Annotated in this window: 19 protein-coding genes and 2 pseudogenes; 6 read left to right on the plus strand and 15 right to left on the minus strand. The window is 45.9% G+C overall.

Annotation, left to right across the window (positions count from 1 at the left end; genetic code table 11):
• Nucleotides 1-24: 24 nt before the first annotated feature.
• Together copZ and csoR are read right to left on the minus strand one after the other, a co-directional pair.
• Nucleotides 25-231: a copper chaperone CopZ gene (gene copZ, locus D368_RS07470; RefSeq protein ID WP_015240581.1), complete on the minus strand. Its 207-nt coding sequence runs from the start codon at nucleotides 229-231 to the stop codon at nucleotides 25-27.
• 74 nt (nucleotides 232-305) lie between these two features.
• Complete coding sequence (csoR, locus tag D368_RS07475) at nucleotides 306-611, minus strand: copper-sensing transcriptional repressor CsoR (RefSeq protein WP_013353610.1); 306 nt, start codon at nucleotides 609-611, stop codon at nucleotides 306-308.
• Nucleotides 612-749: 138 nt separating this feature from the next.
• Here csoR and D368_RS07480 point away from each other — a divergent pair, with 138 nt between their 5' ends.
• Nucleotides 750-1,790: an oxidoreductase gene (locus tag D368_RS07480; RefSeq protein ID WP_128574683.1), complete on the plus strand. Its 1,041-nt coding sequence runs from the start codon at nucleotides 750-752 to the stop codon at nucleotides 1,788-1,790.
• 46 nt (nucleotides 1,791-1,836) lie between these two features.
• Here D368_RS07480 and azoRB read toward each other — a convergent pair whose 3' ends face one another.
• Entirely contained in the window at nucleotides 1,837-2,472 is a 636-nt protein-coding gene (gene azoRB / locus D368_RS07485) for an FMN-dependent NADH-azoreductase AzoRB (RefSeq protein WP_003151719.1), read from the minus strand.
• Between the two features lie 344 nt (nucleotides 2,473-2,816).
• Nucleotides 2,817-3,667: pseudogene (locus D368_RS07495) on the minus strand (helix-turn-helix transcriptional regulator).
• 103 nt (nucleotides 3,668-3,770) lie between these two features.
• Here D368_RS07495 and D368_RS07500 point away from each other — a divergent pair.
• The 3 genes from D368_RS07500 to D368_RS07510 are packed head-to-tail and all read left to right on the plus strand — an operon-like array spanning nucleotide 3,771 to nucleotide 6,193.
• Nucleotides 3,771-4,988, plus strand: coding sequence for an MFS transporter (locus tag D368_RS07500; protein ID WP_128574684.1), 1,218 nt, complete (start codon nucleotides 3,771-3,773; stop codon nucleotides 4,986-4,988).
• Nucleotides 4,988-5,404 carry a carboxymuconolactone decarboxylase family protein gene (locus D368_RS07505; protein ID WP_014305820.1) on the plus strand — a complete coding sequence of 139 codons (417 nt, stop codon included), beginning with the start codon at nucleotides 4,988-4,990 and terminating at the stop codon, nucleotides 5,402-5,404. Before D368_RS07500 ends, D368_RS07505 begins: the two co-directional genes overlap by 1 nt.
• A gap of 3 nt (nucleotides 5,405-5,407) precedes the next feature.
• The gene (locus D368_RS07510) at nucleotides 5,408-6,193 is read left to right on the plus strand and encodes an amidohydrolase family protein (protein WP_128574685.1); all 786 of its coding nucleotides are present in this window, start codon (nucleotides 5,408-5,410) and stop codon (nucleotides 6,191-6,193) included.
• Between the two features lie 169 nt (nucleotides 6,194-6,362).
• Here the strand turns inward: D368_RS07510 and D368_RS07515 are convergent, their stop codons facing one another.
• The 9 genes from D368_RS07515 to D368_RS07555 are packed head-to-tail and all read right to left on the minus strand — an operon-like array spanning nucleotide 6,363 to nucleotide 13,421.
• The gene (locus D368_RS07515; RefSeq protein ID WP_070082371.1) at nucleotides 6,363-7,691 is read right to left on the minus strand and encodes an LLM class flavin-dependent oxidoreductase; all 1,329 of its coding nucleotides are present in this window, start codon (nucleotides 7,689-7,691) and stop codon (nucleotides 6,363-6,365) included.
• Nucleotides 7,688-7,975, minus strand: a complete 288-nt coding sequence (locus D368_RS07520) for a glutaredoxin family protein (RefSeq protein WP_128574686.1) — start codon at nucleotides 7,973-7,975, stop codon at nucleotides 7,688-7,690. Before D368_RS07520 ends, D368_RS07515 begins: the two co-directional genes overlap by 4 nt.
• Nucleotides 7,976-7,977: 2 nt before the next feature.
• Entirely contained in the window at nucleotides 7,978-8,994 is a 1,017-nt protein-coding gene (locus D368_RS07525; RefSeq protein ID WP_077722844.1) for an LLM class flavin-dependent oxidoreductase, read from the minus strand.
• Entirely contained in the window at nucleotides 8,991-9,770 is a 780-nt protein-coding gene (locus tag D368_RS07530; RefSeq protein ID WP_071392281.1) for an amino acid ABC transporter ATP-binding protein, read from the minus strand. Before D368_RS07530 ends, D368_RS07525 begins: the two co-directional genes overlap by 4 nt.
• Nucleotides 9,767-10,474, minus strand: coding sequence for an amino acid ABC transporter permease (locus tag D368_RS07535; protein WP_128574687.1), 708 nt, complete (start codon nucleotides 10,472-10,474; stop codon nucleotides 9,767-9,769). Before D368_RS07535 ends, D368_RS07530 begins: the two co-directional genes overlap by 4 nt.
• Nucleotides 10,475-10,489: 15 nt before the next feature.
• Nucleotides 10,490-11,212 (minus strand): amino acid ABC transporter permease, encoded by a 723-nt coding sequence (locus D368_RS07540; RefSeq protein WP_128574688.1) that lies wholly within the window; start codon nucleotides 11,210-11,212, stop codon nucleotides 10,490-10,492.
• A gap of 22 nt (nucleotides 11,213-11,234) precedes the next feature.
• Complete coding sequence (locus D368_RS07545) at nucleotides 11,235-12,047, minus strand: amino acid ABC transporter substrate-binding protein (protein WP_015387707.1); 813 nt, start codon at nucleotides 12,045-12,047, stop codon at nucleotides 11,235-11,237.
• Between the two features lie 25 nt (nucleotides 12,048-12,072).
• The gene (locus D368_RS07550) at nucleotides 12,073-12,885 is read right to left on the minus strand and encodes an amino acid ABC transporter substrate-binding protein (protein WP_128574689.1); all 813 of its coding nucleotides are present in this window, start codon (nucleotides 12,883-12,885) and stop codon (nucleotides 12,073-12,075) included.
• On the minus strand, nucleotides 12,882-13,421 hold the full coding sequence (locus D368_RS07555; RefSeq protein ID WP_003151702.1) for a GNAT family N-acetyltransferase: 540 nt from the start codon (nucleotides 13,419-13,421) through the stop codon (nucleotides 12,882-12,884). Before D368_RS07555 ends, D368_RS07550 begins: the two co-directional genes overlap by 4 nt.
• A gap of 152 nt (nucleotides 13,422-13,573) precedes the next feature.
• On the opposite strand from D368_RS07555, the pseudogene D368_RS07560 reads away from it, so the two are divergent.
• Nucleotides 13,574-14,463, plus strand: a pseudogene (locus D368_RS07560) (LysR family transcriptional regulator).
• A gap of 40 nt (nucleotides 14,464-14,503) precedes the next feature.
• Here D368_RS07560 and D368_RS07565 read toward each other — a convergent pair.
• Complete coding sequence (locus tag D368_RS07565; protein WP_003151697.1) at nucleotides 14,504-15,298, minus strand: SDR family NAD(P)-dependent oxidoreductase; 795 nt, start codon at nucleotides 15,296-15,298, stop codon at nucleotides 14,504-14,506.
• 114 nt (nucleotides 15,299-15,412) lie between these two features.
• The gene (locus D368_RS07570) at nucleotides 15,413-15,718 is read right to left on the minus strand and encodes a barstar family protein (RefSeq protein ID WP_077722849.1); all 306 of its coding nucleotides are present in this window, start codon (nucleotides 15,716-15,718) and stop codon (nucleotides 15,413-15,415) included.
• Between the two features lie 176 nt (nucleotides 15,719-15,894).
• On the opposite strand from D368_RS07570, the gene D368_RS07575 reads away from it, so the two are divergent.
• Complete coding sequence (locus D368_RS07575) at nucleotides 15,895-16,548, plus strand: hypothetical protein (RefSeq protein ID WP_101562435.1); 654 nt, start codon at nucleotides 15,895-15,897, stop codon at nucleotides 16,546-16,548.
• Nucleotides 16,549-16,843: the final 295 nt, after the last annotated feature.

Raw genomic sequence — 16,843 nt, forward strand, 5'->3', positions numbered from 1 at the left:
CCCGTTCCCGAAGCGCGATAAACCTTATACGACGTCATACCCTTGATCTTCAATCGCGTCCTTTATATCTGATACGGAGACTTTGTTCTCATCAAACGTCACATCCACCTGTCCGGCTTCCAATTTCACCTGAACCGCCGTCACTCCGTTCAGTTCTCCCACTCCGGTCTCTACTGCTTTTACGCAGTGCTGACAGGACATGCCTTCGACTTGCAGTGTTTTTTGTTCCATGATGATTCCCTCCACGTCTTGTTTTTCTTTTTTATGTTACCATACCCCTGTAGGGTATTTCAAAACATTTTATTTTACGATTTTGCGATTTTTTTCACAACATCAAGCAGCTCGGCAATCGCCTGCTCCCCGTTTCCGCTCTCAATGGCGCCGGCTACGCAGTGATGGGCGTGATCTTCCAGCAGATGAAACGCGACTTTCTGCATGGCCGCCTGTACGGCTGAAATCTGCACGAGAATATCCACGCAGTATCGTTCGTTTTCCACCATATTCTGAATGCCCCTGACTTGGCCTTCAATCCGTTTCAGCCGGTTCAGAATCTGGTCTTTTTCCTTGGCGCTTTTATGATTTAACGATTGATGCTCGGTATGTTTGTCCATTTTCCACCTCGGTTTTGTTCTTCGTTACCTTCATTATACAGACTTGAAAATCCGGTGTAAAAAATTTTCAAAACACAAGTTTTACCAGTACACCCGCGGGGTATATATTGTTATCACATATCATGAGGGGGAAGTTCATTGAAAACGATACAGGTTGGCATATTGGGATATGGTTTGTCCGGGAAAGTCTTTCATGCGCCGCTTTTGGACGTCCTTGATGATTATCAGATCAAAAAAGTCATGACCTCCAGAACGGAGGAGGTCAGACGTGATCTGCCGGGGGCTGAAGCCGTGCGCGCGATTGAAGACATTACCGGTGATCCTGACATTGATCTCGTCATCGTTACGACACCGAGCGGAATGCATTATGAATCAGCGATGAAATGTCTCCTGGCGGGAAAACACACCGTCGTGGAAAAACCGATGACGGCGACTTCAGCAGAAGCGGAGGAGCTGAGAAGAACGGCTGAAAATAAAGGCGTCTTACTGAGCGTGTACCACAACCGGCGGTGGGACAATGACTTTTTAACGATACAAAAGCTGATTCGGGACGGGGCGCTTCAAGACATTCATACATATCAAGTCAACTACGATCTGTACAATCCGGTTGTCCAAGAAAGATGGCGCGAAAAAAGCGGACCCGCCACGGGAACGCTGTATGATCTCGGTTCACATATCATTGACCAGACACTCCTGCTTTTCGGAATGCCGGAATCCGTCACGGCACATGTGATGAAACAGCGGGACAACAGTGAAACCGTCGATTATTTTCTGGCCGCGCTCCATTACGGCAAGCTTCAGGTTATTCTTCAATCCGGCTCCATGAATGCGGCAAGCGGCCCGCGCTATCAGATTCACGGACGGAATGCAAGCTTTATCAAATACGGAAAGGACGGACAGGAAGCTGCGCTTTCAGCCGGCCAAAAGCCGATTGACGAGAACTGGGGCGCCGATGACCCTGACAACTTCGGAGAGCTGACAATCGCAGCGGATGAAAAAAGGCATACAGAAACAATCCCCTCTGAGAACGGCTCTTACCTTACGTACTACAAACTGCTGGCGGACAGCATCTTAAACGGAAAACCGCTTCCCGTTACGGCAAAAGAAGGCATCGATGTCATCCGTGTCATTGAAGCGGCGATGAAAAGCAGCGAGCAAAAACGGACGATTGCCCTTTAATATAAAAAAACCTCCCAGCCGTACGGCGGGGAGGTTTTTTTTAAGATCAGAATGATTTTCCGGCTTCTTTCGCGCGGGCAATCGCATCTTCTTTAATTTGCTGTGCTTTATTCGGTTCAGCATTATGGCCTTCAACGATTAAACCGTCAAAAGAAGGAACGCCGAAGAAGTTCATCATGATGCCGATGTAACGGTGGCCCATTTCCATGTCAGCCGCCGGGCCTTCAGAGTAATAGCCTCCGCGCGCCTGAATGTGGAGCGCTTTTTTGTCAGTCAACAGACCGATCGGGCCTTGCTCTGTATATTTGAATGATTTTCCGGCTACAGCCACAGAATCAAGGTACGCTTTCATAACAGGCGGGAATGAGAAGTTCCAAAGCGGTGTGACGAATACGTATTTGTCAGCTGACGCGAATTGATCGCTCAGCTCGTTCAGACGGCCGACTTTCGCTTTTTCGTTTTCAGAAAGCTCTTCAAATCCTGTGCCGGATTGAAGTTTTCCCCAGCCGCTGAATACATCCGCGTCGATATGAGGAATGTTCTCTTTGTAAAGGTCGATATGTACAACCTCATCATTCGGGTTTGATTCTTTATAAGAATCGATAAACGCTTTTCCTGTCGCCATGCTGTAAGATGTCTTTTCATCATGAGGATGAGCAGTGATATAAAGTACTTTTGCCATTGTAAACAGCCCTTTCGTTTTCAAATTACACACACATTTATTATGAAATATGAATGTTTTTTTATACTGATCAGTTCTGTAATAATTATAGTTACAAAAAATTCTTTTCGCAACAATAATATCTCGAAATCAGTATATTTTTTAAAAAAGGCTGCAAGAAGTGCCTCCAGCAAATCGAAAAAAACCCGAGTTAAGCAAATTTCGACAAAGAAAAGACCGATCTTGACCACCTTAAGGCTAAATCGGCTGTTTCATTTCAGATAATGTATTCGTGCAAAATGTTCCTGCTCTTATATTAGAGACAAACGATTTCCGCTTAATACGTTCGTATTTATCACACTCTTTTATTGCAGGTCTGCTTGCCAGTTTAACAAACGCTTCATTTTCTGTTCTGTTTCACCTTCTTGGCGAGGTTGGTAAATGGTTAATTTTAGTTCAGGCGCATCGTACACCTGAAGAGTAATATGGTCCATAATCATTTCTCCAACTAAAGGGTGCAGAAGTGTTTTTTTGCCGCAAGGAGTACCTAGAACTTCATGCTTAGGCCACCAATTACGAAACTCAGGGCTCTTATTGGTAAGTTCTTTAATGATATCTTTAAACCACTCATCACCGACAAAACGTGTATAGGCTAAACGAAATTGAGCAATCAAGCGTTGCGCATGATCTTCCCAATTAAGAAAGAGCTCTCGGTATTCTTTAGACGTAAAGCAACGCCGGACTGCATTACGATCTCGATCATTCATTTTATCAAAATCACCAAAAACCACCGCAGCAGCTTTATTCCAGCTTACTATGTTCAATTTTTCGTCGGTTACATAGGTAGGGCAGTATTCTAATTGACTCAATACATTTTTCAGGACGCTATTTACACTTTCAACGAGCGGTCTTCCCGCCTTAGATAGCAATGGCTGATTTGCTAATAAAAATAGATGCTCTTTTCCTCTTCATTTAACCTGAATACACGCGAAATAGCCTCCAATACGTCTGAAGATACCTGTATATCACGCCCTTGCTCTAACCATGTATACCAGGTTACTCCTATTCCTGCCAGCTGAGCTGCTTCTTCTCGGCGCAATCCTTCTGTTTTTCTGCGCGGCCCAATCGGTAAACCAAAGTCTTGAGGAGATAATCGCGCCCGTCGTGTTTTTAAGAAATCCCCTAGTTCTTTCCTTCTTTCTTTGTCACTTAACATGAACTTCTCCCCTTATAAGTAGTAGTTTTAATAATAGGATAAACACACTCCTATTCCCATTATAAACCCTCATCTATTCTAATAAATGAAGGAGGTGAGTTTTATGGTTTTCAAAAATAGGGCTGAGACTTTTCCGAAAGGATTAGTTCTGCTAATGGCTGCAGCATGTGGTTTTACGGTAGCTAATGTCTATTTAAATCAAACGCTCTTAGTCAGTATGGCAAATACTTTTCACGTTTCTGAAAACTATATAGGAATTGTAGCAACTTTAACTCAAGTGGGATATGCATTGGGAAATCTTCTATTGGTACCATTAGGTGACATTTTTGAACGAAGAAAATTGATCCTAAGTTTATTATCTATTGTATGTATAATTTTAGCCGCAACTGCTTTATCAATGAATGTAACGTGGCTGATTGCAGCAAACTTAATTCTTGGATTTGTTACCATAGTCCCTCAAATTATTGTTCCTCTTGCTGCTAATTTAGCTTCAGAAGAGAACAGAGGAAAAGTGTTAGGGAATGTTGCCATTGGCTTAGTGTGCGGGATTTTAGGCGCTCGATTTATCAGCGGCTTTGCAGATTCCCATTTTGGATGGAGATCAATGTATTGGGCTTCTTTTGCCGGCACAATGATAATGATCATTTTACTGGCAATGTATCTCCCAAAAAGCAAAGGAAATCATGCAATGCAGTATAAAACATTACTTGCATCTTTAGGCACGTTATTTAAAAAGGAAAAAGTGTTGCAAAAAGCTTGTCTTAGTCAAGGAATGATGTTTGGTTCCTTTAGTGCCTTCTGGACAACTCTTATTTTTTTATTAAATACTTCTCCGTATTCTTATGGGAGCACCGCGGCAGGTTTAATAGGTTTAGTGGGAATAGCTGGAGCCTTTGCAACTCCCATGATTGGCCGGGTGATCGATAAAAAAGGATCAAAATTTGCTAATACCTTATGTATGTTTATTTCTTTAATCGCTTTTCTAATCTTCATATTCTTAGGATTTTGGTTACCAGGATTAATTCTTGGCGCACTATTAGTAACAGTTGGCACGCAAGCAAATCAAGTTGCTTGTCAAGCTGCTATCTTTCAACTATCTCCTGAAAAGAGAAGCAGATTAAATGGTTTATACATGGTATCTACATTCTTAGGCGGATCTTTAGGGTCATATCTAGGTGTACTTGCTTGGAGCAAATGGCATTGGTATGGAGTATGTACAGTTGGGATACTCATGATAGGTATTGCTTTTAGTTCCTTATTTAGCTTGCCTAAAAAAAGAACAGTAAAAAATAGAGAGTTCGAGAAAGGAAGTCATATCTAATGTCTGAAAATAAAGAAAACTTTAAAAAAGGATTGGAAGTATTATCAAAAATAGATCCGGACAACTACCTGAATATCGTGAACAGTTTTAAAGATTCAGCAGCACCTGACTTGGGAACTTTGGCTGTGGAATTTAATTACGGTCAAATTTTTTCCAGACCGGGATTAGATTTAAAATCCCGCCTTCTTGCAGCAGTTGCTGGTCTGACTGCTTTAGGAAATACGGAACAATTAAAGTTTTATATTAACGGAGCTTTAAATGTCGGATGGACCGAAGAAGAAATTATGGAAGCTATGATGCAAATGTTAATTTATGCAGGCTTTCCTGTCGCATTAAATACCATTTTAACAATAGCTAACGAAGTATTTTCTAAAAGACGAAATCAGCTGTCAGCCAATTTATTGGAAGGAGAGTAAAAAATGATTATTGATAGTCATGCCCACGTAGTTCTACCTGTAGAAAAACACATTGAAATGATGGATTCAAGCGGGATAGATAAAACTATTTTATTCTCTACGCTTGTTCATCCAGAAAAAAGTGAAAGCTACGATGAATTTATTCAGGAAATGGATGTACTGAATCAGATTTTAAATAACGAGATAAATCCCCTAGAAGCACGATCAAAAGCTCTAGAAGAATTAAGGGATGCTATCACAAAATATCCTGACCGTTTTATTGGATTTGGATCAGTTCCCCTTTTAAGTTCCTACGGGGAACTGCGTGATTGGATGGATAATATTGTAAAAGATTACAAAATGAAGGGACTTGGAGAATTCACTCTGGGTTCAGGCCAAATTAAAATGCTTGAGCCTGTATTCCAGGCAGCTAGTGATTATAATTCCTTTCCGATTTGGGTGCATACATTCCATCCACTCAATTTAAATGATATTCGGGAATTGTTCGCTTTAACTCGAAAATATCCTACTGTCCCTGTAATCTTTGGCCATTTGGGAGGGATACATTGGCTGCAAGTTATTGCATTAACAAAAGAAACAAAAAACGCCTACCTGGATATCTCTGCATTTTATACAACCTATGCATTATCTTTGGCCATAAAAGAACTCCCAGAGAAAACTTTATTTAGTTCTGATTTTCCATATGGTGATCCATTCCTAAATAAGCTGGCAGTTGAACGCCATGCTTCAAGTGAAGAAGTCGTACAACGAGTACTGGGCGGGAACATTGCTAATCTCTTAAATATTTAACTTATTTTTATAACAATTTCAGAGGGAATATAAGTTTGAAGGATTGCATTCAACAGGTTTTCATTCCTTCTTTTAAATAGTAAAGAGCCGATTTACTCTAAACGGGGTAAATTTCGGCTCTTTTCTTATTAATGACGGGAATGGCAAGCAGCAGAAAAAGCAGAAACATTTAGTTTCTGCTCAAAATCGGATTTGGTTTGCAGACCGGAATATCCAACCCGAGATTCCCCCGCAGTGTATCCGCCGGATAGCTTTTTCGGTACAGCCCCTTTTCCTGAAGGATCGGTATGACTTGATCTACAAAGGCTTCAAGCATGCCCGGGATGTCAGAGTGAATGATAAACCCGTCCGCCGCTTCCCGCTGAAACCATGTTTCAATTAATGATGCCACACGTTCCGGTGTCCCGATAAAGTTGGTTCGCGGAAACGCGGCTTCGCGCGCCACTTGACGCAGCGTAAGATTCCTGGCTTTCGCCTCTCTTTTGATACGGTCTGTCGTGCTTTGAAACGCGTTTTTCCCGACGTCGCCCAAATCAGGAAACGGCTCATCCAGCGGAAAACGGCTCAGATCATAATCGTCAAAAAATCTGGCCACATATTTAACGGCGTTCTCTATCGGTATCAGCTCGGCGAATTCCTGATATTTCGCTTCCGCTTCTTCTTGTGAACCGGCTATAATCGGACTGATTCCCGGAAAGATCCGCAGCTTGGAAGCGTCCCGGCCGTAATCCGCCGCCCGCTTCTTCACATCATCATAAAAAGCTTTCGTTTCCTCAAGTGAATTGGAGTGCGTAAAGACTGCATCTGCATTCCTCGCGGCAAACGACCGGCCGGTTTCTGAAGACCCCGCTTGGAAAACGACCGGCTCTCCCTGTTTGGACCGGCCGATATTCAGCGGGCCCTCCACTTGAAAATACTCGCCTTTGTGATACAGGCGATGCAGTTTGTCAGGGTCAAAAAACTGCCCGGTTTCTTTGTTGCGGACGAAGGCATCTTCTTCCCAGGAATTCCACAGACCGCGCACCACGTCCACATGTTCCTGGGCGATGTCGTAGCGCCGGCTGTGGTCGGGAAGGCTTTCTTTGCTGTGATTGCGCGCGGCTCCCGCCTGCGGAGAGGTGACGAGATTCCAGCCCGCCCTGCCGCCGCTGATATGGTCAAGAGACATCAGCTGTCTTGCGATGGTAAACGGCTCAGTGAACGAGGTGGAAAATGTGCCGATTAAACCAAGATGGGTTGTAGAGGCGGCAAGCGCCGATAAAATAGTGATCGGCTCAAACCGATTTAAGAAATGCGGGATGGACTTTTCAGAAATGAACAAGCCGTCCGCAATAAAAGCAAAGCTGAACAGCCCTCTTTCAGCGGTCTGCGCTTTTTGCCTGTAAAACGCCGCATTCGTGCTTGCTGTCGGATCGACGTCGGGATGACGCCAGCCGTCCGTTGTGCCGCCGACACCGTGAATCATGGCTCCGAATTGAATTAGATCCGTCCGGCTCATTTTCTCTCCCCCTTTTTCCCCTCGTAATCGGCAAGCGCCCGTTCTACATGCTCAATGCCGACTTGAGTAACGGCCTGATACTCACGGCTGTCACCGCTGCCGATTTCAACGACGGGGACATGACGGATGCCGTACTTCGTCTGCAGCACGTCACGCAATTCGTCCCGCTCTGTCACATCAATTGTTTCGTATGCCACGGCTTTTTCCCGCAAATACCCTTTCACTTCATCACAATAGGAGCAGCCCTGTTTGCTCCAGACCACTACGTTTACTTCATGACTCATGTTCATCCCTCCTGTAATTGTGGGGCCGGCTGCACCGCTTCGCTTAACAGCCGGTAAGACAATCGTTTTTCCTCAGCGTTTTTGATAGGCGACAAAATCACAAAATCGGTAATGCTGTATTGAACGGATAATCGTCTCAGCTCGGCGGCGGTCTCTTCTTTTGTCCCGGCAATCACACCCGTCTTTTGTGTGATCAGCTTATATGGCTGCGTGACTTGTTCAAGAAACGCTTCCGCTTGTTCCCGGGAACCGACATTCACCTTTTTGCCGTCTTCGAGAATGATTTTGACCGACTCACGCGATACGACGTGTTTTTCCGCTTCTGCTTTTGTATGTGCGGTAAATACCATCGGCGCAAGGTGAAATTCCGCCTTCGATCCTTTCGGCAGATGCTCGTCAAAGGCGTGGCGCGCTTTTTCTAACGCTGCCTCTTCACCGTTTATGAAATAGGCGAAAACGAAGGAAATGCCGAGTTTGGCCGCGGATATCGCGCTTTCCGCGCTGCCGCCGAGTAAAAAGATGTCAGGCGCATACTCAGTATGCGGCGTCGGCCGCAATGACGCGTAGCGGTGCGAGTCCGGAAAATCATTTCGGATGAAATGAGTCAGCTCCTCAAGCTTTTCTTCAAACAAACGGGCGGGCTGGATAAGCTCCCGCTGCAGCGCATCGGTTGACAGCTGAAATCCGCCGGGCGCTTTGCCGACACCGAGCGCCACACGGCCGGGAGCAAGGGCGGACAGAACCCGGAACTGCTCCGCCACTTTATAAGGACTGTAATGCTGCAGCATCACCCCGCCGGATGCGAGACGGATTTTTTTCGTGCTTGCGGCAAGATACCCCAGAACAATTTCCGGCGCTGATCCCGCTATCTCTTCATTGTTATGATGCTCCGCCGCCCAGAAACGGTCATATCCGTATTGTTCGGCCTCCTGAGCCAATTTCACCGTTTGCCGCAAGGCTTCTTCTGCGGTTTGGTTTTCCGCGGTGACACTTTGATCTAAAATGCTTAAACGAATCATACGACAGGCTCCTTTATGCGCTCTTTTATGTCATAACCGTAATCAGGCAGCACGCGGCGGAGGAACTTCTTCGTTCTTTCTTTTTTCGTCTTGTGAAAAACTTCCTCAGGCGTTCCTTGTTCCACGATTGCTCCTTCATCCATAAACACAATTTGGTCGGACACTCTTCTGGCGAATTCCATCTCATGTGTGACAATGATCATGGTGGCGCCGGTCCGCACAATGTTAAGCATCACCTCAAGCACCTCGCCGACAAGCTCCGGATCAAGGGCTGCGGTCGGTTCATCAAACAGCATCACATCAGGATGAATGGCAAGCGCCCGGGCAATCCCGACCCGCTGCTTTTGTCCTCCCGACAGCTGATTCGGATAGGCATGCAATTTATCCTGAAGCCCCACCTTAGCCAGTTCCCGCTCGGCAATGGCGTACGCATCTGATTTTTTCATTTTCCTTGCGACCGTCAGGCCTTCCATGACATTTTGAATTGCCGTTTTATGCAAAAACAAATGATATTGCTGAAAAACCATCGCCGTCTGTTTCCTCAGTCTGAGAATGTCTTTTTTGGCAGGCTTTTTGCAGTTAATGACTTCACCGTGCAGCGAAATGGCGCCCTCATCCGGCCGCTCAAGTAAATTAAGGCAGCGCAGAAAAGTGGTTTTCCCGGAACCGCTCGGGCCGATGATCGTCACGACTTCTCCTTTCCGGACACTTAAATTGATCCCCTTTAACACGTGATGACTGCCAAAATGTTTCTGAATGTTTCGGATTTCGATCATAATGCGCCTCCTTGATATCTGGCCGCTCTTTTTTCCGCCAGACTGTTTACTGCTTCGAGAATCAGCGTTAATCCCCAATAAATCACGGCCGCCCCGATAAATGCTTCCAGAAACGCATAGTTATCGGATGCCGCAATCGTCGCCATTCCTGTAATTTCAGGCACTGCAACAATTGCCGCGATGGAAGTGGTATGCAAAAAGCCGATGCCTATATTGGTGAAGTTCGGCAGCGATATCATGAACGCCTGCGGCAGAATTACGCGCCGAATCATCTGGCCCCGCGTCAGACCGATTGAATATGCCGCCTCCGCCTGCCCCGTATCGACGGCCATGATCCCGGATCGGAGAATTTCCGTCATATAAGCGCCTGCCGTTAATGACAGTGCCATGATGACAAACACGGCGACCGGAATCTGATTGGCCGACCAGCCGAGATGAAACGCGCGGCTGAATTGATCGGCAATCAGCGGAACCCCTAAATAAATCAGCATGATATGGAGAATCGCCGGGGTGCTGCGGAAAAAAGACACGTAAAACGCTGAGCAGGCCAGCAGCCATTTGATGCGGAATATACGCACCGTGATATTGCCGAGAGCTATGAAAAATCCGGCAATAATCGGAATGACCGTCATCGCCAATGTAAGCGGAACGGTTTTCAACATTTGTTTTATCGCAGTGCCGATAAATGGAATGTCCAGCTCCACTGTTCTCCCTCCTTTTCAGCCGTGCGCACTCATGTCAAAAACCGTCACAAGGCGCGTCTCATCTTTCTTGATTCGTTTTTCGGCCCATCTGAAGACACATTCAAATAAAAGGGCGGCCGCGTAATACAGAACAGACAGCGAGATATACACTTCAAGAGAATGATTGCTCGATGTAATCAAGGTCTGTCCTCTGCCCGACATATCCATCACCCCGATCGAAAAAGCGAGTGATGTATCTTTTAAGAAACCGATCACCATATTCCCGATGTTGGGAAAGGCCTGCACGAGCGCCTGCGGCAGAATGATGCGCCGGAATGTCTGCCCCCCGTTCAGCCCGATGCTGAACGCCGCCTCCGCCTGCCCGCGGTCGACGCTGTTCACACCTCCCCTGATGATTTCGGCCGCTCTTGCCGCGCTGCTCAGCGCGTACGTGGCGATGGCCGCATACAAAGGGTCCATTTTAGAGGTATCAATTCCGGCGAGCGCCGTGAGCGCCGGAATGCCGTAAAATACAATGAACAGCTGCACCATGATGGGCGTTCCTCTGAAAAAAGAGATATACAGCTTCGCATACTGATTCAAAACGGGAATGCGATAGATGCGGGGCAGCGCCAAAAGCAGCCCCAATAGAAAGCCGAACAGCAAAGACACCGCCAATATATACAGCGTGACGGGCAAATACCCGAGCAATGTCGGCACAAAGGACGCGATCATACTGATATCAAACGCTTTTTCCATTGCCGATCCCTCTCTTTTTCACTTAATATTGCTCCTTTGAATAATCCGCGCCGAGCCACTTTTCACTCAGCTTTTTAAGCGTGCCGTCATCAATGATTTCCTTGAGCGCTTTATCAATGTCATCGCTCAGCGTTTGTTCATTTTTGTTAAACATAAAGAACACTTTGGCATTTGACAGCACTCCGCCGACCGTTTTTTCTTTGATTGCGCTTGTTTTGTTTTGAAAATCGACAGCAAACGGCGTGGAAATCGTTGCATCAGCGCGGCCGGATTTCAGCTGGTTGGCCGCATCGTTTGAACCTTGACCCGCATAGGCGATTTCAAACGGACTGCCGTGTTTTTCATTCCATTTTTTCAGCACAAGCGCGCCGTTTGACGTCGGACTTGTAATGACCCGCTTTCCTTTCAAGTCATCAATGCCGTGAATGTCCCCGTTATCTTGGAGCACCGTGATTTTCAGCGGGAAGTTGTTATACGCGACTTGATTGAACAGAAATTTTTTCTCCCGTTCGGCGCTTTTCTCCATTTGATGAGCCACGATATCGACTTTATGCTGGCCGAGGCTGACAAGCAGGTTGGAGAAATCCATCGTTTTAAAGGTGAATCGATAGTCCGGCAGGCGCCTGTCAAGCTCTTTCACCAGCTCAACGTCATAGCCCGTCAATTTGCCTTTATCATCGATAAAGCAAATATTCGGAAATTGAGTTCCCGTGCCGACCGTAATGTTCTTCACGTTTTTCTGATTGCCTGATGCCGCCTCCCCGCCCGCGCCGCAGGCTGATAACGCCGCCGTTGCCGCAATTGTTAATGACATGACCGCCAGTCTTATTTTCATGTGATCGCCCCGTTTTCTGCTTCAATTATTTCGTGAATCTTGATTTTGAATAATCCGCGCCGAGCCATTTTTCACTCAGCCTTTTCAATGTGCCGTCCTTCTCAAGCTTTTGAATCGCCCGATCCGTATCGTCCGCCAGGGTTTGGCTGTTTTTATTGAACATAAAATACACCTCGGTATCGAGCAGCACATCACCGACCGTCTTTTGTTTGAACGCGTGCGTCTTATTTTGAAAATCGACGGCAAACGGCGTGGATACGGTGGCGTCAGCGCGTCCTGTCTCCATTTGGTTCGCTGTATCATTGCCGCCCTGCCCGGCGTATTTCAAGTGTATCGGGCTGCCGTGGGTTTTGTTGTATGCCGTCATATAATCCGCCGCATTTGACGTCGCGCCGACGATGACGGTTTTCCCTTTTAAATCCCGGAGCGTGTGTATCGCGTCATTATCCGCCTTCACCGTAATGTACATCGGCGAGTAGTTATACGGGATTTTGTGATACAAAAAGCGTTTCTCCCGTTCCTTGTTTTTCGCCATATTGTGCGCGATCACGTCAATTTTCCGGTTTCCGAGACTTGTAAGCAGATTCGAAAAATCCATCGTCTTAAAGACAAATTTGTATTGGGGCAGCTGTTCATCAATGGCTTTCATCACTTCAATGTCATAGCCGGTCAGCTCGCCTTTTTCATCCATAAAAGCAATGTTCGGAAAATCAGTTCCCGTGCCGACGATAACGGTCTGCACGCCGCTCCCCGCTTTCGTGCTTGCTCCTTGCCCGCACCCGGCCAGCACGCCGAGCAGCAGAAGCAGACAGCCGGCTCTGATCCGCTTTTTCATCATTGCGCCCAGCTCGGTGTGCCTAACAGCGACGCGTCAAACCGCTCCGGTATGAGCACCTTTCTCATCATGACTCCGATGTCTCCGTCTTTCTCCTGCTCAAAATACACTTCATATCCCCTCCGTCTGTACATATCTACAAGCCAGGGATGCTTGCGCGCCGAAGTGCCGAGCGTGATGGCCGGGGCCTTCAGCGTATCCCGCAGCACATGTTCCTCCACATAAGTCAAAAGTTTGCTGCCGATGCCCTGCCCCTTCAGCTCAGGAAGCGTCGCAAACCACCAGACAAACGGATATTTTGACGGAGGCGTGTCACTCTCCCACGGAAAACGGATCGTAATTGTTGAAAGAAGCCGTCCGTCCCGTTCGAGCACGACGGCTGAATGATTTTCAATATTTTCCGTTACCATATCGATGTCGGCCCGCGCCGACGGCCAGTCAATCTCCAAATTGCGGATCGGCTGAAACGCGCTGTACAGCAGCTCTAAAAACTCCGGCGCATCCTTTTTCTCAGCCAATCGAAATATGTCTTCACTCATTCCGGTCACTCTCCCCGCAAAAAATATATAATTCCAATTTGTTTACTAAGCTTTGATTGTTTATACTATAAAGCAAACTGATTTGTTTGACTAATCAAAAAAAGTAAAGGAAAGGTTCAAGAAAATTAATGAACAGCCGGGAGGGGATTTCGTTGGAATTACGCACCATTAAAACGTTTCATACCATCGTACAGTCAGGCAGCTTTTATAAGGCCGCCGAAATTCTGAACTACTCACAGCCGACGATTTCAATGCGGATTAAACAGCTGGAACAGGATGTAGGCGCGCAGCTGTTTGAACGGGGAAAGAAGCTGAAGCTGACAAGGGCGGGGCGGCTGTTTCATGAGCGGGCCGGGCAGCTTCTCGCGCAATACGAGGTGCTTGACCATACTCTGGCCGATATCAGACAGGGCCAGGCCGGCCTTATTCAGATCGGCATATCCGAACCGACGGCAAGCCTGATCTTCCCTGCCGTGCTGCGGGGTTTCTTAAATGATTATCCGGACATGTCGGTCAATGTCAGCGTGGATGATGCCAATACATGCAGCCGCAAACTGCTGGAGGGCGCCATTGATTTTGCGGTATGCGGCGAGCCGGAGCTGATTCTGGAAAATTATTTCGATCCGTTTTTCCACGACTCGCTCAATGTCATCGTGTCAGACAGACATCCCCTTGCCGCCAAAGCAAGCGTTAATCTCGAAGATTTAGAAAATGAATGCCTGATTTTTACGCCCGCCAATTGCCCGATCCGGATTCAAATTGAACAGCACCTGCAGCGGGCCATCGGCAGCCGCTATCGAAAAATGGAGCTGACCAGCAGCATGGCTCACCAATACTATGTCAGGGAAAATATCGGCGTCTCAATCTTTACGGCGACGGCGCATTCAGAGCCGATCGAGGGCACGAAGGTCATTCCGATCCATAACTTAACAATTTCACCGCCGGTCGGGCTGTTGACAAACCAAAAGAAGAGCATTTTGACTGTGCCACAAAAGATTTAATCAGCAGGATCATCAGCCGGTTTCAGCGTGATCCGCATTAAAAAACCCCCGCCACTTTGCGGGGGTTTTTGTATATTCATCTTATATAATGCTCCGCACTAAGCCGCCGTCGATCCGCAAAGCAGATCCGTTAATGGCTGACGACAGCGGGCTGCTTAAAAAGGCGACAAAATGAGCGATCTCTTCCGGACGGATCAATCGCTGAATGATCGACGTCGGACGATTTTCCTTCATAAATCGTCTCTCCGCTTCAGCCACTGTCAGGTTTTCACCGGGATAAAGCGACTCCAGCATCGTTTCGACGCCCTCTGTTTTCGTGGAGCCCGGCATGACCGTATTCACCGTCACATTCGTCCCTTCCGTGAGCTCGGCCAGACTGCGTGACAGCGACAGCTGCGTCGTTTTCGTAGCGCTGTAATGAGCCATTTCCTGAGAAGGCATGACGGCCGCTTCACTCGCGATAAAGATCACCCGTCCTTCCTTCCGCTCAATCATCCGCTTTGCATACCGGCGTGTCAGCCGCACGCCGCTCATGATATTCACCTCGAAAAACCGGAGCCACTCTTCGTCAGGAATATCAAAGTATTCCGCAGGTTCAAAGATTCCTAAATTGTTGACGAGAATATCCACATCCGGATACTGCTGAAAAATCGCGCCGCATCCTTCCGCCGTGCCTAAATCAAATGCGGCCGGATAGAGACGGGCATCCGGCGTCTGTTTCTCTAGTTCCCGGATCGTTTCGTTCACCTTTTCTTCACGGCGGCCGTTAATGATCACGGCCGCACCTTCTGCAATCAGCGAAGCCGCAATCGCCTTCCCGATGCCTGACGTAGATCCCGTCACAAGCGCCGTCTTCCCTTTTAACTGCAAGTCCATCATCCATTCCTCCCTATCGCAAGTCTCTTCTTATATATGGACAGAAATCGAAAGCCTGAAACCTTCCGTCCCTATTATCGGGTAGAAAAATGGATGAGGGGAAGTACGCACTTTTTAGTGCCTGTCCGTTGTCCCGGCTGACGGCTGATCGATTTGAATGACAAACCGATTCTCTAACTCTTCCTGAGCCTCTTGAAACAGCTCCAAGACATCATCAGCATCCGAACCCAATGCCATTTGACTGGCCTCAAAATTCTTCCACACCAAAGTCAGCGGAAGTTCGATCCATCCTGTCAGACAATCCCATAAGGCGTTCAGATTTTCACCATAAAAGTCCGGGAAATCTAATTGATCTTTTAAAATTCGGTGTAATGCTTCTGTGCTTGTAATATCTTTTCCGTCTATGATGACGACTATCATTCACATGGACTCCTTTTTCTTCGAATTATATTTAGCAGGATACACCTTGATCCATTACCTTCGACCCGTTATTATAACTCACCTCACACTTGTTAAGGAGAAATTAATATTCTAGTTATTTACTGTATTATTTATTATTGGTAGAATTTAATTGAATCTTATGAGGAGGGTTATAGATGAAAAAATCTTTTGTTTTTCTATTATCGCTAGTGCTTTTATTTAGCATTTTTCCTATTAGCACTTTAGCCACCGTGAAAACGTCAGAAGATGACACAATAACTGTACCTGGAAAAGATGTAAAAAACACTGCAGTATTAGTTGATGCTATCAATGAATTAGATGAAAAATTGGATATGAAAAATCTATCATCTAATTCTCCAGAAGATATAAGTCAACTGAGTTTAGCAGCAAAAACGCTGTATGATACTATTGTAAATTATGAAAATCAAACATCTGCTTCTTTGACAGGCACTGACGCGTTGATCATATTCAAAGAGTATATTGACGAGTTAAATAGAAGTGAAGTTATTAAACCTGTTGAACACATTGTAACAACAATGGGAGTTATAAACTATAAAGAATATAAAATTAGCAACTCACAAATAAAACAATTGAGTGCTGCTGTTGGAATTAATAGTGGATTTTGGGGTACAGCTACAGCTATAGCTAAAATTTTTGCTAAAAGCCCAACTGCACTTACATTAATGTTAGGTGCGGTACCGCTTTTAGGTATGGGTACTATAAATGCCTGCAATTCTAAAGGTAAAGGCATTATTATTACAAAAATGGGTTCAGGAGCAACGAATACATATAGTTGTAGATCTCAATAAAAAAGTGTGAGCTTTCGCTCACACTTTTTTATTTTTTATTTTTCTGATACATTTTGATATAAATTCACTAACAAAAAAAACTATTAAGCCTGATATTAATAACAAAAGTGAATTTATCTTTAAACCCTTGTTAAAAAATCAAGGATACTATTTATCAATAAAAAACCTGACCAATAGATGAATAAAGAATAGAAAGCTATATTAGTGCTCTTTTCATCCGTATTTCTACTAGTTTTAAAAACAATGATCTGCCCTCCCTATTCTTGAATCTTTTCAATCCTTACTATAAAATTTT

The organism is Paenibacillus lentimorbus NRRL B-30488 (assembly GCF_000411595.1).
GTDB lineage: Bacteria > Bacillota > Bacilli > Bacillales > Bacillaceae > Bacillus > Bacillus velezensis.

Excerpts from the sequence above, each read along its gene's own strand:
- copZ (WP_015240581.1), bottom strand. The coding sequence starts at position 231 with ATGGAACAAAAAACACTGCAAGTCGAAGGCATGTCCTGTCAGCACTGC.
- csoR (WP_013353610.1), bottom strand. The coding sequence starts at position 611 with ATGGACAAACATACCGAGCATCAATCGTTAAATCATAAAAGCGCCAAG.
- azoRB (WP_003151719.1), bottom strand. The coding sequence starts at position 2,472 with ATGGCAAAAGTACTTTATATCACTGCTCATCCTCATGATGAAAAGACA.
- D368_RS07500 (WP_128574684.1), top strand. The coding sequence starts at position 3,771 with ATGGTTTTCAAAAATAGGGCTGAGACTTTTCCGAAAGGATTAGTTCTG.
- D368_RS07505 (WP_014305820.1), top strand. The coding sequence starts at position 4,988 with ATGTCTGAAAATAAAGAAAACTTTAAAAAAGGATTGGAAGTATTATCA.
- D368_RS07510 (WP_128574685.1), top strand. The coding sequence starts at position 5,408 with ATGATTATTGATAGTCATGCCCACGTAGTTCTACCTGTAGAAAAACAC.
- D368_RS07515 (WP_070082371.1), bottom strand. The coding sequence starts at position 7,691 with ATGAGCCGGACGGATCTAATTCAATTCGGAGCCATGATTCACGGTGTC.
- D368_RS07520 (WP_128574686.1), bottom strand. The coding sequence starts at position 7,975 with ATGAGTCATGAAGTAAACGTAGTGGTCTGGAGCAAACAGGGCTGCTCC.
- D368_RS07525 (WP_077722844.1), bottom strand. The coding sequence starts at position 8,994 with ATGATTCGTTTAAGCATTTTAGATCAAAGTGTCACCGCGGAAAACCAA.
- D368_RS07530 (WP_071392281.1), bottom strand. The coding sequence starts at position 9,770 with ATGATCGAAATCCGAAACATTCAGAAACATTTTGGCAGTCATCACGTG.
- D368_RS07540 (WP_128574688.1), bottom strand. The coding sequence starts at position 11,212 with ATGGAAAAAGCGTTTGATATCAGTATGATCGCGTCCTTTGTGCCGACA.
- D368_RS07545 (WP_015387707.1), bottom strand. The coding sequence starts at position 12,047 with ATGAAAATAAGACTGGCGGTCATGTCATTAACAATTGCGGCAACGGCG.
- D368_RS07550 (WP_128574689.1), bottom strand. The coding sequence starts at position 12,885 with ATGATGAAAAAGCGGATCAGAGCCGGCTGTCTGCTTCTGCTGCTCGGC.
- D368_RS07555 (WP_003151702.1), bottom strand. The coding sequence starts at position 13,421 with ATGAGTGAAGACATATTTCGATTGGCTGAGAAAAAGGATGCGCCGGAG.
- D368_RS07565 (WP_003151697.1), bottom strand. The coding sequence starts at position 15,298 with ATGGACTTGCAGTTAAAAGGGAAGACGGCGCTTGTGACGGGATCTACG.
- D368_RS07570 (WP_077722849.1), bottom strand. The coding sequence starts at position 15,718 with ATGATAGTCGTCATCATAGACGGAAAAGATATTACAAGCACAGAAGCA.
- D368_RS07575 (WP_101562435.1), top strand. The coding sequence starts at position 15,895 with ATGAAAAAATCTTTTGTTTTTCTATTATCGCTAGTGCTTTTATTTAGC.